Genomic DNA, 15,372 nt, shown 5'->3' on the forward strand with positions numbered 1-15,372 from the left:
TTCTGGAGGAGAGGGAGGGATTCGAACCCTCGGTACGTTCGCACGTACGCCTGATTTCGAGTCAGGTACATTCGACCACTCTGCCACCTCTCCGGTGTCTGTCGAGCCCGCGATTCTAGCAGACCCGAAATCGCGTTTTTTCAGCCGCGCAGCACTTCGATGCCGCCCAGATAGGGGCGCAACGCCGCCGGCACGTTGATCGAGCCGTCTTCGTTCTGGTGATTCTCCAGAACCGCCACCAGCGTACGCCCCACCGCCAGACCCGAGCCGTTGAGCGTGTGGACGAGTTCGTTCTTGCCCTGTGCGTTCTTGAAGCGAGCTTGAAGACGGCGGGCCTGGAAGGCCTCGCAGTTCGAGACCGAGCTGATCTCGCGGTAAGTGTCCTGGGCCGGCAGCCACACTTCGAGGTCGTAGGTCTTGGTGGAGCCGAATCCCATGTCGCCCGAACTCAACAGCACGACGCGATATGGCAAGTCCAGCGCCTGAAGCACGGCCTCGGCGTGACCCACCATTGCTTCCAGTGCCTCGTAGCTCTTCTCGGGGTGCGTGATCTGCACCATCTCGACCTTGTCGAACTGGTGCTGGCGAATCATCCCGCGTGTGTCGCGGCCGGCGCTGCCTGCTTCCGACCGGAAGCACGGCGTATGCGCCGTGAGCCTGATCGGCAACTGCGACTCGACCACCACTTCGTCGCGCACGAAGTTCGTCAGCGGCACTTCGCTCGTCGGAATGAGGTAGAGCGCTGAATGGTCGGGTGCCGGTTCGCCGTCCTGCCCGCCCTTCTTCGCGGCGAACAGGTCGCCTTCGAACTTGGGCAACTGGCCGGTGCCGCGCAGCGTGTCGGCATTGACGATGTAGGGCACATAGCACTCGGTATAGCCGTGCTCCTGTGTCTGGATGTCCAGCATGAACTGCGAAAGCGCACGATGCAGGCGCGCGATCGGTCCCTTCATCACTGAGAAGCGCGACCCGGAAAGCTTGGCGCCCGTCTCGAAGTCGAGCCCGAGCGGTGTCCCGAGATCCACATGGTCCCTGGCCGTGAAAGACAGCGGCGTTGCGGACCCGCCCGCGCCGCCCTTCGGGCTCCAGCGACGGATTTCGACATTGGCCTGTTCGTCCTCGCCGACCGGCACGCTGGCGTGCGGAAGGTTCGGCACGGCCAGCAGCAGTGCGTGGAGTTCGGGCTGGATTTCGTCGAGACGCGTGGCCGAGGATTCCTGTTCCGCCTTGAGCGCGTTGACTTCTGCCATCAGCGCATCAACTGATTCGCCCTTGGCCTTCAACGGCCCGATTTGCTTGTTCAGGGCATTGCGGCGGGCCTGCAATTCCTCGGTGCGGGTCTGCAAGGTCTTGCGTTCGGCTTCGAGCGCGCTGAACTTGGCCACGTCGAGGTAGGGCTGGTTCTTCTTGCGCGTTTCGAGGCGCGCCACGACCGAAGCGAGGTCCTTGCGTAACAGAGTGATATCGAGCATTGCGCGATTTTAGGTGCGCGTAGGATCGTCTTCCCCTGCCCGTTCACCTCAAGGAGATCGCATGGAAGCCTATTTGACATTCAACGGCAACGCGGCCGAAGCGCTCGCGTTCTACGCCAAGTGCCTCGGCGGCAAGATCGCATTCAGCATGACCTTCGGCGAAAGCCCCATGGGGGCCGACACTCCCGCTGACTTCAAGAACAAGATCATGCATGCCACGCTGGAGGCGCGTGGCCAGAAGCTGATGGCCTCCGACGCACCGCCCGGCTTCAAGTTCGAGGGCTACAAAGGCTTCTCGCTCTCGGTGCAGGCCAAGGACGTGAAGGAAGGCGAACAGCTCTTCAACGCCCTGTCAGCAGGCGGCAAGGCGACGATGCCCTATGCGGCGACTTTCTGGTCCGCCGGTTTCGGCATGCTGGAAGACAAGTTCGGCGTACCCTGGATGGTCAACTGCGAGCAGACGCCCGCGCAAAGCTGAGCTCTCAGGCGAGCGTTGCCGGATCGACGTTGGCGCCGCAGACGATGAGGCACACCTTCTCGCCCTCGCGCGGCACGTAGGCCCCGCACTGCAACGCGGCCAGCGGCAAGGCGGCGGCCGGTTCGACGGCCAGCTTCAGTTCCTTCCACAGCCACGACTGCGCCGCCCGGATTGCATCGTCGGACAGCAGCAGCGCATCGCGCACGTGGCGCTGTGTGATGTCCCACGCAATGTTGCCGATGCGCCGCGCACCGAGCGAGTCGGCCGCGATACCGCCGACGTCGACATCGACCGGCTCACCTGCCTGCTGCGCGCGAAACAGCGTCGGCGCGCGCTCGGGTTCGAGCGCGACCACGCGCGCGCGTTGCTCGAACCACGCCGCGAGACCGCCGATCAGGCCGCCTCCTCCGACGCTGACGAGCACCGCGTCCGGCAGCCCGCCCTGGCGCTCGATCTCGCGCCCGAGCGTGCCTGCACCGGCCACCACTTCGGGCTGGTCGTAGGCATGCGTGAGCAGCGCCCCGGTTGCGCGCTGGCGCTCCAGGCAGGCCGCCAATGCGTCGGCATAGGCCTCGCCGCCCACCACGACCTGCGCGCCGAGCGCACGCAGCCTGGCGCGCTTGGCCTCCGACGAGACCATGGGAAGAAAGACCTCGCAATGAACGCCGAGTGCCTGCGCCGCAGCCGCCGTTGCAATGCCTGCGTTGCCGCCCGACGCCACGATCACCCCGCTGGCCGGGATGTCGTTGGCCAGCAACCGGTTCATCATTCCGCGCGCCTTGAAGCTGCCGCTGGTCTGCAGATGTTCGAGCTTCAGCCAGATTTCAACGCCTTTCACGCTCACACCAAGAGCGGAGCCTTCGAGCTTCCACAGCGGCGTTTCGCGCAGAAAGTTCGGTGCGCGCTCGCGAATGCGCGAGGCTGCGGCTTCGATGTCCGCGCGCCAGTCGGTTGCAGCACCGCTCACGAGATGTGTCCCGGTGTTGGCATGTCGTCGAGCTTCAGGCCCTTGGGCAGCGGGAACTTGAGCGTTTCCTGGATGCCGTCCATCTTGCGAACCGACACGGCGCCGAGCGCCTTGATGCGGTCGATCACTTCGTGCACCAGCACCTCGGGTGCCGACGCGCCCGCGGTCAGGCCGACGCGGGTCTTGCCGTCGAACCATTCGGGCTTGAGCTCGGCCGCGGAGTCGACCATGTAGCTCTCGGTGCCCAGGCGCTGCGCCAGCTCGCGCAGGCGATTGCTGTTGGAGCTCGTCGGGCTGCCGACCACGATCACGAGATCGACCTGCGGGCTCAACATCTTCACCGCATCCTGGCGATTCTGGGTCGCATAGCAGATGTCCTGCTGTTTGGGTTCGCGCACGCTCGGGAAACGCGCGCGCACCGCGGCGGAAATCTCTGCCGCATCGTCGACCGACAGCGTGGTCTGCGTGACGACCGCGAGCTTCTCCGTCTGTGCGGGCGAGACGCGCGCGACATCCGCCACGTCTTCCACCAGGTGGATGCCGCTGGAGAGCTGACCCATCGTGCCCTCGACCTCAGGGTGACCCTTGTGGCCGATCATGATGAACTCGTAGCCTTCCTTGGCCAGCTTGGCCACTTCGACATGGACCTTGGTCACGAGCGGGCAGGTGGCGTCGAAGATCTCGAAGCCGCGCTCGCGCGCCTCGGCCTGCACCGCCTTGCTGACGCCGTGGGCGCTGAACACCAGCGTCGCGCCTTGCGGCACGTCCGCGAGGTCCTCGATGAAGACCGCACCCTTGGCCTTGAGCTCGTTCACCACGTAAGTGTTGTGCACGATCTCGTGACGCACGTAGATCGGCGCGCCGAACTTCGCAATGGCACGCTCGACGATCTCGATGGCGCGGTCGACGCCCGCACAGAAGCCGCGCGGCTCGGCGAGGATGACTTCTTCGACGCCGCTCACAGAACACCAATCAGCTCGACCTCGAAGGTCACAGGCTGACCCGCGAGCGGATGGTTGAAGTCGAAGCGCACGCCCGTCTCGTTCGATTCGATCACCGCGCCCGCATAGCTGCCGGTGCCGTCGGGTGTCGGGAACTGTACGACGTCGCCGACGGCGTATTGCTCGTCGGGGTCGCCCATCTGCGCGAGCAGCTTGCGCGCCACCCATTGCTGCATCTCGGGATTGCGCTCGCCGAAGGCATCGCCGGCCGGGAGCTCGAAAGTGGCGTGCGTGCCTTCTTCCATACCGATCAGGCGCTGCTCCATGGCCGGCGAAAGTTCGCCCGTGCCGAGCGACAGCGTGGCGGGCTTGTCCTGGAAGGTGTTGATGATGTCGCCCGCGGGGCCGGCCAGCCGGTAGTGCAGGGTGAGGAAGGAACCGGCCGTGACGACGGCGGGGCGGGTGGTCGAAGACAAGGTGAGACGTCGCTATAGACTGGGGCCCACATTTTAGGGAGTGGGGCTCGAACCCCGTACAGGACATGTCTTTCAAGGAATTGATCGAGGAATCGCGGCCGCGCGAAAAGCTCATTGACCACGGCCCGGGCGCGCTGGCCGACGCCGAGTTGGTCGCCCTGCTGCTGCGCACGGGCATTGCCGGCAAGAACGTGCTGCAACTGTCACAGGAACTGCTCGAGCTTTTCGGCGGCCTCGCCGGGCTGCTCAACGCCGGACTCGATGACCTGAAGCGCGTCAAGGGCCTCGGCGGCACCGCCAAACGTGCAGAACTCGCGGCGGTGCTCGAACTCTCCCGCCGCGTGCTCGCCGAACGCCTGAAAGAAAGGCCCGTCTTCGATTCGCCGGAAACAGTGGGCCACTACCTGCAGCTTCATCTCGGGGCGCGTCCGCACGAAGTGTTTGCCGCCCTCTTCCTTGACGCGCGACACCGGCTGATCGCCATGGAAGAACTGTTTCGCGGCACGCTCACGCAGACCAGCGTCTACCCGCGCGAGGTGGCCACCCGCGCCCTGCACCACCACGCTGCCGCCGTGGTGTTGGCCCACAACCATCCGAGCGGCTGCGTGGAGCCCTCCCGCGCCGACGAGACGCTCACCCGGACGCTCCAGTCCGCGCTGGCGCTCATCGACGTGCGCGTGCTCGACCACGTGATCGTCTCCAGGGGTTCCAGCCTGTCGATGGCCGAGCGCGGGCTGGTGTGACAAATTCACAGCTTTCCGTGATTCCCAAATGTGAAACTTTATGTAAAAGTTCGCGCGCCTCAGAAACCTTGACCGGCCGCCCTCCAAGGGTCGCATTTCGCAGCCGGTGCAGGGCCTCTTCGGGGCAGCGCACATGTCTTTCTCCTTCTCACGTCCTGACCCGCATCCCCGCCCCACGACCCGGTTACAGATCGCGTCACTGCTGGCCTTACCTGCACTCCTGACGGGCCTGACGGCCCAGGCGCAGATCGATCCCCGCGCAATCGACCGCCAGAACCAGGTCATCGAACGCCAGCAGCAGGAAAGACTGCGCGAAGAACAGGAACGCGCCCTCCAGCAAGCCCCCCGCGGCGGCACCGACTTGCGTTCTGTCGAGCCGAAGGTCAGCGTGCCGGACCTTGGCGTCCCCTGCCGCGACATCCGCGAAATCCACATCAATGGCGCCACCCTGCTGCCCGACGATGTGCGCCAAAGCGTCATCCGCGACAACGCGGGCCACTGCCTGGCCGCGAAGGATCTCGAAGCCATCCTCGCGACGCTGACCAAGAGCTACATCGACCGCGGCTACATCACGACCCGCGCCTACCTGCCCGCGCAGGACCTGCGCACGGGCGTGCTCGAAATCACCGTGGTCGAAGGCACGATCGAGCGCTTCGACCTCCAGCAATCGGGCCGCCAGGCAAACGTCTCGGTCCGCGGCGCCTTTCCGGCCCGGCCCGGCGATCACCTGAACCTGCGCGACCTCGAACAGGGCATCGATCAGCTCAACGGCCTGGCGTCGAATTCGGCGACGCTCGACGTGCAGCCGGGCACCCAGCCGGGCCAGAGCGTGGTGGTCGTGCGCAACCAGGCGGCGCTGCCGGTCAACCTCTTCGCGACCTACGACAACCTGGGCACGCCATCGACCGGAAGGGAAAGCGCCTCGGCCACCGTGAGTTTCGACAGCCTGCTCGGCCTCAACGAACTCATCGCGGTCACGCGCCGCCAGTCGGTGCCGCATGACAGCGATCACAACGCCGACGCCACCGCGCTGCACGTCGCCGTTCCGTACGGCTACAACAATTTTTCCTTCGATGCGAGCGAGAGCAACTACGTCAACACGCTGCAATTGCCGAGCGGCAAGAGCCTGGCCTCCGAAGGCACGACATCCACACAGAGCCTCGCGGCCGACCGCGTGATCTTCCGCGACCAGGCGAGCCGCTTCTCGCTCGTCAGCCGGCTGACAACCCAGGACACCCGCAACTTCCTCGGCGGCGAATATCTTGCCGTCAGCAGCCGCCAGCTCACCACGCTCGACCTCGGTGCGAGCACCTTCACCCAGGCGGCGGGCGGCATCGTCAACGGACGTTTCGTCTACGTGCGCGGCCTGCGCCTGCTGGGCGCGATGGAAGATCCGGCCTACCTGCCCTCCGACCTTCCCCACGCCCAGTTCGGCAAGTTCGCGCTGGACCTGGGATTCAACCGGCGCTTCGAGGCCGGCAGTCAACCGTTGCTGTGGTCCAGCCAATTCAGCGGCCAGTACGCCACCGACACGCTCTACGGCTCGCAGCAGATCCTGATCGGCGGCGCCAGTTCGGTGCGCGGCTTCATGGTCAACACGCTGAGCGGCGACAACGGCTACTTCTGGCGCAACGACGTCTCGCTGCCATGGCAGATCACGCTCGGCAATCAGCCGCTGGCGGGCCGGGCCTACGTGGGCTACGACATCGGCAACGTCACCAACAGGGTGCCCGGGGTGCCCTCGGGTTCGATCTCGGGCGTGACGCTGGGCGTCGCCTTCGTGTGGCGCAGCCTGAGCATGGATCTCTTTGCCTCGCGCGCCGCGCACCTGCCGTCCTCGATGACGAGCGAAGGGACGCTCTACAGCGTCCGCCTCTCCTACTCGCTGTGAATCCGACCAAGGAAACGCCATGAACCACGTCTATCGAATCGTCTGGAACAACGCCGTTCGCGCCTGGGTCGCCGTCGCGGAAACCGCCCGCGGCCGCAGCAAGAGCAGCAAGTCCGCCCGCCCGGCAGCCGTCCTGGTCGCCGCCGCACTGGGCGTGGGTCTCGCGCAGTCGCAGACACTGCCCGCCTCCGTCGTCGTTGCTCCCGGAGCGCAGACCAACGCTTATGTCGCTGGCAACGGCGTCACGGTGGTGAACATTGCCAACCCGAACGCTGCGGGGCTTTCGCACAACCGCTATCAGCAGTTCAACGTGAACGCGATGGGCCTGGTCCTCAACAACACGACCACGCAGCAGGTGACGTACAGCTCGCAGCTCGCCGGCCAGATCATGGCCAACTACAACATGGCGAATCCGGCGAGCGTGATCCTCAACGAGGTGGTCGCCAACAACCGAAGCACGCTCGCGGGCTTCACCGAAGTGCTGGGCCGCAAGGCCGACGTAGTGCTGGCCAATCCATACGGCATCACCTGCTCGAGTTGCGGCTTCATCAACACCGACCGCGTGACGCTCACGACCGGCCTGCCCTTCATGCGCGCGGACGGCAGCCTCGGCGGCTTCAACGTGAGCCAGGGCGACATCCTGGTCACCGGCAACGGCCTCAATGCGACGGCGCAGCAGGTGCTTGACCTTGTCACGCGCTCGGTACGGATCGAAGGGACCATCAACGCGCAGGACCTCGGCATCCACACGGGCACGAATTCATGGGACTACGGCACGCGCGCCGTGACAGGCAGCGTGGACGCGCAGGGCACGGCGCCTACCTACGCGATCGACAGCTCCGCACTGGGCGGCATGTATGCCAACCGCATCAAGCTCACGGCGACCGAGGCCGGCGTGGGGGTGCGCATGCTTGGCGATGCGGCGGCCAGCGCGGAAGACTTCACGTTGTCGGCCGCTGGCAGGATCGAGCTGAGCAACAAGATCTCGGCGCAACGCGACGTGCTGGTCGCCAGCAACAGCAATGACGCCGCGGCAATTGCGCTGACGAACGCCAGCACGGCGGCAGGCCGGAACATCGCCCTCTCGGCGACACAAGGCGGCGCCACCATCGGCGGCGGTGCGATCGTCGCCGGCGGCGACCTCGGCGTGAGCGCACGCAGCCTGCTCGATACCGCCAGCGCAGGCGCGAGCAATACCCGCAGCGCCGTCGGCGCCATCAACGTCACCGTCGACGGAACTGCCAGTGTCGGCGCGACCCAGTGGGCTGCCGGTAGCGACCTGAATGTCAATGCCGGCCAGGGCCTCGACAACGGCGGAACGCTCTCCGCAAACAACAGCGTCACGCTGCGGGTCGGCCAGTCGATCGGCAACACGGGCACGATCGTCGCCGGTACGACGCTCGACATTGCCGATGCAGCCGGCAGCCAGACGCAGTCGTTGACCAACAGCGGAGACCTTGTCGCGGGCACTGCGCTCACCATCTCGGCCGCAGGCGTCGGCAACACCGACACGGGTCGCGTCAAGGCAGGCACCGGTACCTCAATCAACGCGGACAGCCTGGACAACGCCGGCACATGGCTGCTTTCGCAGCAGGCCGGCGGCAACGACAGCGTCGCCGTCAGCGGCAACCTGGCGAACAGCGGCAAGCTGCAATCCAGCGGCAACGCAAACCTGGCTGCCGCCAATCTGACCAACAGCGGGATGCTCCTGACGGACGGCAAGGCCTCGCTGCGGGCGGACGGCACGCTACGAAACAGCGGGACGATCCAGTCGGCCCAGAACATCGAGATCGCCGACCGCAACGGGGCGGGCAGCGAGAACGTCGTGAACACAGGCAAGCTCCTGACCGCCGGCGCACTCTCCCTGCGCGCCGACACCATCACCAACACACCCGTTGCGGGTGACCCTCAGAGCGGCTGGGTGCAGGCATCCGCCGGCAGCATGGTGGACGCATCGAGCCTGGATAACCAGGGCACCTGGCTGCTCTCGCAACAAGCAGGCGCGGCCGACCGCGTCACGCTCACTGGAGCGCTCGTCAACGCCGGGACCCTGCAGTCAGCGGGTGGTCTCACGCTCGACGCGGGCTCGGCCACCAACCAGGGCACGATCGTCGCTTCCGACGCACTCGCGGCCACCACGACTGGTGATTTCACGAGCGCGGCGGGCGCAGCGACCCAATCTGGTGGCGACGTCGCGGTCAGCGCCGGCGGCAAGGTCGACATCGGCACCGGCGGCGGCCTGCAAAGCACCGGTGGCAATCTGCGCCTCGAAGCTTCGCAGGGCCTCTCGAATGCCGGCGTCCTGACCGCCAGCACGGGCTCGACCACGCTGCGCGTCAACGGCACGATCGGCAACAGCGGAACCATCAACGCCGCCACCACGCTGGACATCGCCGATCGCGCAGGCGCCGGCAGCCAGAACGTCGACAACAACGGCTTGCTCCTGGCTGGCAAGGATCTGCAGCTCAAGGCGGCAACTGTCAGCAACCAGGCGCAGAACGGCTGGATCCAGGCCTCGGACAGCAGCTCCGTGCAAGCAGGCACCCTGACGAACGACGGCACCTGGGTGCTCTCGACGCAGGACAACGGCCAGCAGAGCACGCTGAATGTGACCGGCACGTTGACCAACAGCGGCATCCTGCAAGCGCAACAGGATGCGAAGGTCACCGCCGACAAGATCGCCAACAAGGCCGGCGCAGCGCTGCGCGCAGGTCGCGACCTGGTCACCACTGCAGGCGCAGGCGGCTACACGAATGCCGGCACTGTTCAGGCCGGCGGCACACTCTCGGTGGGCGGCGCGAACAGTGCGCTCACCAACCAATCGACCGGCAAACTGCTGGGCAACGGCTTGCAAGTAAATGTCGCCACCATCGACAACGACGGCGCCATTCAGGGCGGACTTCGCACTGACAGCGCGATCACTGCGAGCGGGACGCTCACAAATCGCGCCAACGGCGTGATCACCCTCGGAACGAGCGACGGACAGACCGCCGGGGCCGGCACCGTGGCGGCGAAGCGCATCGACAACGACGGCAAGCTCCAATCCGCCGGCAAGCTGACGGTATCGGTCGGCAGCAGCGGACTGAACAGCAACGGCGACATCCTTGCCAATGACGATCTCCATCTGCAGGCGCAGTCCGGCGACTACGCGGCGACCATCAACGGCACCTTGCAAAGCGGCGCACAGCTCAGCGTCACCGGCGGCACAGGCTCGAGCCTGAGCATCTCTCAGGGCAAGACCGCAAGGGGCGCCAATGTGGCGATCGACACCGGCAATGTCACTCTCGCCGACGGCGCAACCCTCGCGTCGGACGGAAACCTGACCTTCCACGCCAAGACGCTCACGATGGGCGGCAGTGCGTCGCGCATGCTTGTCGCGCTCGGCAACACGGGCAGCGGTCAGATCAACGTCGACAACGCGCTGATCAACAACGGCCTGCTGTTCTCGGCCACCAATCTGGGCGTCACCGCACCGTCGATCACCAATGGGCTGACCGGAGGCATGGCAGCCCTCGGCAACCTCAACGTGACGGCGTCGACAGGCAACCTGATGAACCAGGGCTCCCTGTATGCACGCGGCACGCTCACCGCGCAGGCCTTGTCCGGCACGCTGACCAACGCCGCCAGCGCCTCGGCGTTCCAGGGCACCATCAACGCGGACGGTGCCGTGGTCCTCAAGGCCGATTCGGTGGTCAACAACAGCACCATCAACAGTCTCGGAAACCTGCAGATCGACGCCAACACGATTCGAAACTCCTTCGCCACCGACACCACGCGCGCATGGGGCGCCGAGGGCCCCAAGACCGTCGTCGAAACCGACCACATGGGCAAGGGCTACAACGGCTGCGGATGCGTGGATCAGACCGAGGCGTGGTACTACACGGCCACCTGGATCCAGGACCAGTACTACGTCGGCGGCACGCCGGACAGCAATCTCAAGCCGCAGATCATCGGCGGCGGCCAGGTCGACCTGAGCTTCCAGACCGCGCAGAACCTCGGCGGCGTCATCTCCGGCAATGTCCTCAATCTCACGGGCAAAAGCGGAACGGCGACTTTCACCAACGACGACCTCTCCCTGCTGCGGAGAACGTACACCGACCAGTACCAGCACTACATCAAGTACGTCGCGGCGGGCGGGCTCACCTACACCGACGACAGCCACTACGCGTCCAACGTCAGCACCTCCGACTCGACGCTCCAGAGCATCGGCGCGGGTGTCTATGCGAACACGCTCAACGCCTCGGGATTCGGACTTGTCAATGCGGGCTCCCCGTGGCAGCCCACACCGAAAACGCAAGCCGGCCAGACCGCGTCCTCCGGGCAGATGGGCGGAACGGTAAGCGGCGCCGGGAGCGCCGGAACCAAGTCCTACGGCGGCTCGCTCGGCGTGACGGGCGCAAACGGCATCTCGCTTCTGGGCTTCAACGCAGCCAACGGGATCGACGGCAATGCCTTCGGCGGCATTCGCGTCGCCTTGCCGACCAACCCCAACGGCTACTACGTGCGCTCGCAGGACGCCAGCGCCAAATATCTCGTCGAGACGAATCCGCTCTACATGGTGGGCTCCTCCACCATGGGATCGGACTACCTGTCCAAGCTGCTCGGCTACAACCCTGACGAGCTCGGCATGCGCCTCGGCGATGCGAGCTACGAGGCCTATCTGGTCAAGCAGCAACTCATCGCGCAGACCGGTGGCGTGATCCTGGCCCGCTACCAGAGCGCCGACGCCCAGATGCAGGGCCTGATGGAAAGCGCCGCCACCGAGAGCAAGTCGCTGGGCCTTGAATACGGCAAGGCGCTCACGCCCGAGCAGCAGGCCTCGCTAAAGCAGGACATCGTCTGGATGGTCGCCACCCAGATCGACGGAAAGGTCGTGCTGGCACCGGTTGTCTACCTGGCCCAGAGCACCAAGGCGAACATCGCGACCGGCGCCGTCATCTCGGCCCAGGACGCGAACATGAGCCTGACCTCGCTGACCAACACCGGCGGGACCATCGTGGGCGGCAAGTCGCTGGTCGTCGCATCGACCGGTGACATCACCAATCTTTCGGGAACGATCAAGGGCGGCGACGTCAGCCTGACGTCGACCAACGGCAGCATCGTCAACAAGACAATGAGCGCCGGCAGCGGCGGCGACCAGTTCTACCAGACGACGATCGGCAAGACGGCAGGCATCCAGTCAACCGGCGCGCTCGCACTCGACGCGAAAAAGGACATCACCAACATCGGCGCCACCATGAGCGCCGGCACCGACGCCAGCCTCAAGGCCGGCGGCAACGTGACCTTCGACACGATCGAGAACAAGAACACCAACACCACGCAGGGCGCAGTCGCTGTCTCTGGCGGCAGCGGCTGGACCACCACGACGACCACTACCGTCGAACAGGTGAAATCGGGCCTGACCGTCGGCGGCAACCTGAACGTCGACGCCGGCAAGGACATCACGCTGGCCGGCACCGACGCCAAGGTCGGCGGCAATGCCGACCTCAAGGCCGGCGGCGACCTCAACATCGTCGCGCGCGAGAACAGTACGACCACGCACAGCGAGAGCAAGTCGGCAGGTGTCGGAATGAACAACTCGCTGTTCGGCACGAGCAGCACGACCAGCGACAGCCTCTCCGTGCGCAATGTCGGCAGCACCCTGGAGGTCGGCGGCAACGCCACCTTCACCGCGGGCAAGGACATGACGGTGCAGGGTTCGAATCTCGACGTGAAGGGCAGCGGCGAGATCAACGCCACCAACCTCAATGTGCTGGCCGGTCGCAACTACGACGAAACGCACACGACCACCAAGACGACCGGCGTGATGCAGGTGAGCGCGTCCGCAAAGGGCTCGGCGGACGCGGGTGCGTCGGCCGAGGCATCCTCGGGCCGCGGCAAGGCCTCGGCCTCCGCAGAGGCTTCGGCCGGCGCGACCGGCACCGGCGCCGCGGGCCTCGCCTTCGGCTCATCGACCACCACGCAGACGGACACCACCGACCTCAGGCATGTCGGTTCCAACCTCAACTTCGGCGGCGACGTCACCATCAATGCGTCGAAGGACGTGAACCTGCAGGGCTCGACCATCAATGCGGGCGGCAGCGCCACCGTCAACGCGCAGAACGTCAACCTGCTCGCGGCCGAGGACAAGAAGACGTCCAGCACGACCGTCACATCGACCTCGGTGGGCTTGATGGCGAGCACCGACAACAAGGCCGAAGCCAATGCAGGCGCGAGCGCACAGGCATCCGGTGGCAAGGGCACCCCGAGCGCAGGCGCGCAGGCCAGCGCAGACGCGTCGGCAACGAGCGAGAACCACCTCGACCTGGTGCAGCACACCAAGACGACCACCGACACGCTCGACACCACCCACCAGGGCTCGGCCATCAATGCCGGCAGCAATCTCAATGTGAACGCCACCGGCACGCTGGCGCTCGAGGGATCGAGCATGAAGTCCGGCGGCGACATGAACCTGAACGCGACGGACATGAGCTTCAAGGCCGTGGACGACGTGCATCAGGTCAGCACCACGAGCGACAAGACGACGGCCGGCCTCTACGCGACGGGCAAGGCCGAAGCAAGCGGCAGCGCCGGCGCGAACGCGGCGCTGGGCGCCCAGGCCGGCGCGAAGGGCGAGGCCTCGGCGTCGATCGAAGTCGGGCTCTACGGCTCGAACACGCAGAGCAGCAGCGTCGACGGCTCGACCAAGGCCATGACGTCCAGCCTCTCGTCGGGCGGCAACATCAACCGGACCGCGACCAACAGCATCACCGACCAGGGCACGCAGATCGAGGGCGCGGGCAACCTGAACCAGTCGGCGAAGACCATCTCCAGCCTGGCCGCGGCGGACACCACGTACAGCTCGTCGAGCAGCACGACGCACACCGCCAAGGTCGGCGCGTACGCCGAAGCCGGCGTCGGCGCCTCGGCCGACGCTTCCGTCGGTCCAGGCGCGGGCAAGCCGGCACAGAAGGAATCGGGCGCTGGCGCTGGCGTCCGCGCAAGCTACCAGTACGACAATTCGTCCGACCAGTCGAGCAGCAGCACGGCTGTGGTCTCGACGATCAAGATGGGCGGCAGCGTGAACAGCACTTCCAGCGGCAAGACGACGCTGGAAGGCACGCAGGTCTCCGCCGGCCAGGACGTCTCGCTGAGCGCAGGTTCGCTCGACTACAAGGCCGCCCAGAACACCAGCAGCGCCAGTTCGAAGAGCACGAGCGCCGGGGCCTCGGTGGGCGTGGACCTCGTGAACAAGGACGTGAGCGTCGGCGTCAACTACGACGGCAGCAACAGCAGCAGCAATTCGAGCACTGCGGTCGTCGGCGGCATCCAGGCCGGCGGCAACCTGTCGATCAAGACCACGGGCGACACGCGGCTCGAAGGCACCAACCTCTCGGCCGGCGGCGCAGCCAGCGTCGATGCGGGCGGCAAGGTGGACTTCGCGGCGGCCAAGAACACGGCTTCATCGAGCAGCCAGGAAACCGGCGTCGACGTGGGTGTCACCGCAGGCAAGTCCGGCGCGAGCGGAAGCGCAGCGGTCGGCTACTCGCAATCGAAGGGCAGTCTCAATGAAGACGTGGCCGGCAGCATCCAGAGTGGCAGCGGACCGCTGACCATCAAGAGCGGCGGCGACGCGAACTTCACCGGCACGCAGATTTCCAGCACGAACGGCGATGTCTCGGTCTCTGCGGGCGGGGCGCTGAACTTCAATGCCGCGCACAAGGTGGAAAGCAGCAGCAGCCTCAGCGTGGATGTTTCCGCATCCGCGTCGGGCGGCAAGAAGGAGAACGTCGGCGGCACGCGCGGTACCGATGGCAAGAAGACCGGCGGCGAGACCATGGACACCCGCAGCGGTGCAGCTTCGCTCGGCGTCGGCACTTCCAAGTCCGACAGCGACACCGCGACCGGCGGCGGCATCACGAGCGGCGGCGCGATCAAGCTTTCGTCCGGCGGCAACACGACGCTCGAAGGCACGCAAGTGAAGGCGGCCAACGGCGTCACCGCCGACGCGGGCGGCGCCTTCATCCAGAAGGAAGCGAAGAGCACATCGAGCTCGCAGACGGTCGGTTTCTCGGCGTCCGCTTCGGGTTCGAGCATGACGCCGACCAAGAAGGGCACGACCGGATCCACCGGCTCGTCCACTGCGCCGGCTTCCACGCCCGCGGCGACCCCTGCGCCAAAGCCGACCGGTACCACGACCGGCGCGAGCAAGCCGCCGTCGACGCCACCGCCGCCCACCCCAACGGCCGCGCCTGCGCCGACCGCCAAGGCGCCGGTCTCGCCCAACGCCCAGCAGAAGGGGAGCGGCGTGGTCGACGTCTACGTGGACAATCAGAAGAGCAGCAGCTCGCAAGCCACGCACATCGACGGCGGCACGGGCGGCGTCGTGATCAATCAGGGAATCTCCAAGCCGAAGTAAGCGACA

8 protein-coding genes and 1 tRNA gene are annotated in these 15,372 nt (G+C 66.2%); 4 read left to right on the forward strand and 5 right to left on the reverse strand.

Translation table 11 applies throughout. The features are described from left to right. Positions 1-3 precede the first annotated feature (3 nt). Positions 4-93 (reverse strand) — tRNA-Ser (locus AC1DHL_RS10425). A gap of 47 nt (positions 94-140) precedes the next feature. Beyond that, positions 141-1,472, reverse strand: coding sequence for a serine--tRNA ligase (gene serS, locus AC1DHL_RS10430; RefSeq protein ID WP_478161957.1), 1,332 nt, complete (start codon positions 1,470-1,472; stop codon positions 141-143). A gap of 61 nt (positions 1,473-1,533) precedes the next feature. Here serS and AC1DHL_RS10435 point away from each other — a divergent pair, with 61 nt between their 5' ends. After that, a complete protein-coding gene (locus AC1DHL_RS10435) occupies positions 1,534-1,950 on the forward strand; it encodes a VOC family protein (protein WP_478161958.1) in 417 nt (138 codons plus the stop codon). A gap of 4 nt (positions 1,951-1,954) precedes the next feature. Here the strand turns inward: AC1DHL_RS10435 and AC1DHL_RS10440 are convergent, their stop codons facing one another. The 3 genes from AC1DHL_RS10440 to AC1DHL_RS10450 are packed head-to-tail and all read right to left on the reverse strand — an operon-like array spanning position 1,955 to position 4,334. Continuing rightward, the gene (locus tag AC1DHL_RS10440; protein WP_478161959.1) at positions 1,955-2,917 is read right to left on the reverse strand and encodes a threonine/serine dehydratase; all 963 of its coding nucleotides are present in this window, start codon (positions 2,915-2,917) and stop codon (positions 1,955-1,957) included. After that, positions 2,914-3,879, reverse strand: coding sequence for a 4-hydroxy-3-methylbut-2-enyl diphosphate reductase (ispH, locus tag AC1DHL_RS10445; protein ID WP_478161960.1), 966 nt, complete (start codon positions 3,877-3,879; stop codon positions 2,914-2,916). The genes AC1DHL_RS10440 and ispH overlap by 4 nt, the downstream gene beginning before the upstream one ends. Continuing rightward, entirely contained in the window at positions 3,876-4,334 is a 459-nt protein-coding gene (locus AC1DHL_RS10450) for an FKBP-type peptidyl-prolyl cis-trans isomerase (protein WP_478161961.1), read from the reverse strand. The genes ispH and AC1DHL_RS10450 overlap by 4 nt, the downstream gene beginning before the upstream one ends. Positions 4,335-4,399: 65 nt before the next feature. Here AC1DHL_RS10450 and radC point away from each other — a divergent pair, with 65 nt between their 5' ends. The 3 genes from radC to AC1DHL_RS10465 all read left to right on the forward strand — a co-directional run bounded on the left by radC (position 4,400) and on the right by AC1DHL_RS10465 (position 15,366). After that, on the forward strand, positions 4,400-5,077 hold the full coding sequence (radC, locus tag AC1DHL_RS10455) for a RadC family protein (protein WP_478098207.1): 678 nt from the start codon (positions 4,400-4,402) through the stop codon (positions 5,075-5,077). Between the two features lie 133 nt (positions 5,078-5,210). Next, on the forward strand, positions 5,211-6,968 hold the full coding sequence (locus AC1DHL_RS10460) for a ShlB/FhaC/HecB family hemolysin secretion/activation protein (RefSeq protein WP_478161962.1): 1,758 nt from the start codon (positions 5,211-5,213) through the stop codon (positions 6,966-6,968). A 19-nt stretch (positions 6,969-6,987) separates the two neighbouring features. Then, the gene (locus tag AC1DHL_RS10465) at positions 6,988-15,366 is read left to right on the forward strand and encodes a hemagglutinin repeat-containing protein (protein ID WP_478161963.1); all 8,379 of its coding nucleotides are present in this window, start codon (positions 6,988-6,990) and stop codon (positions 15,364-15,366) included. Positions 15,367-15,372: the final 6 nt, after the last annotated feature.

Source organism: Variovorax sp. 10L426, from assembly GCF_056395305.1.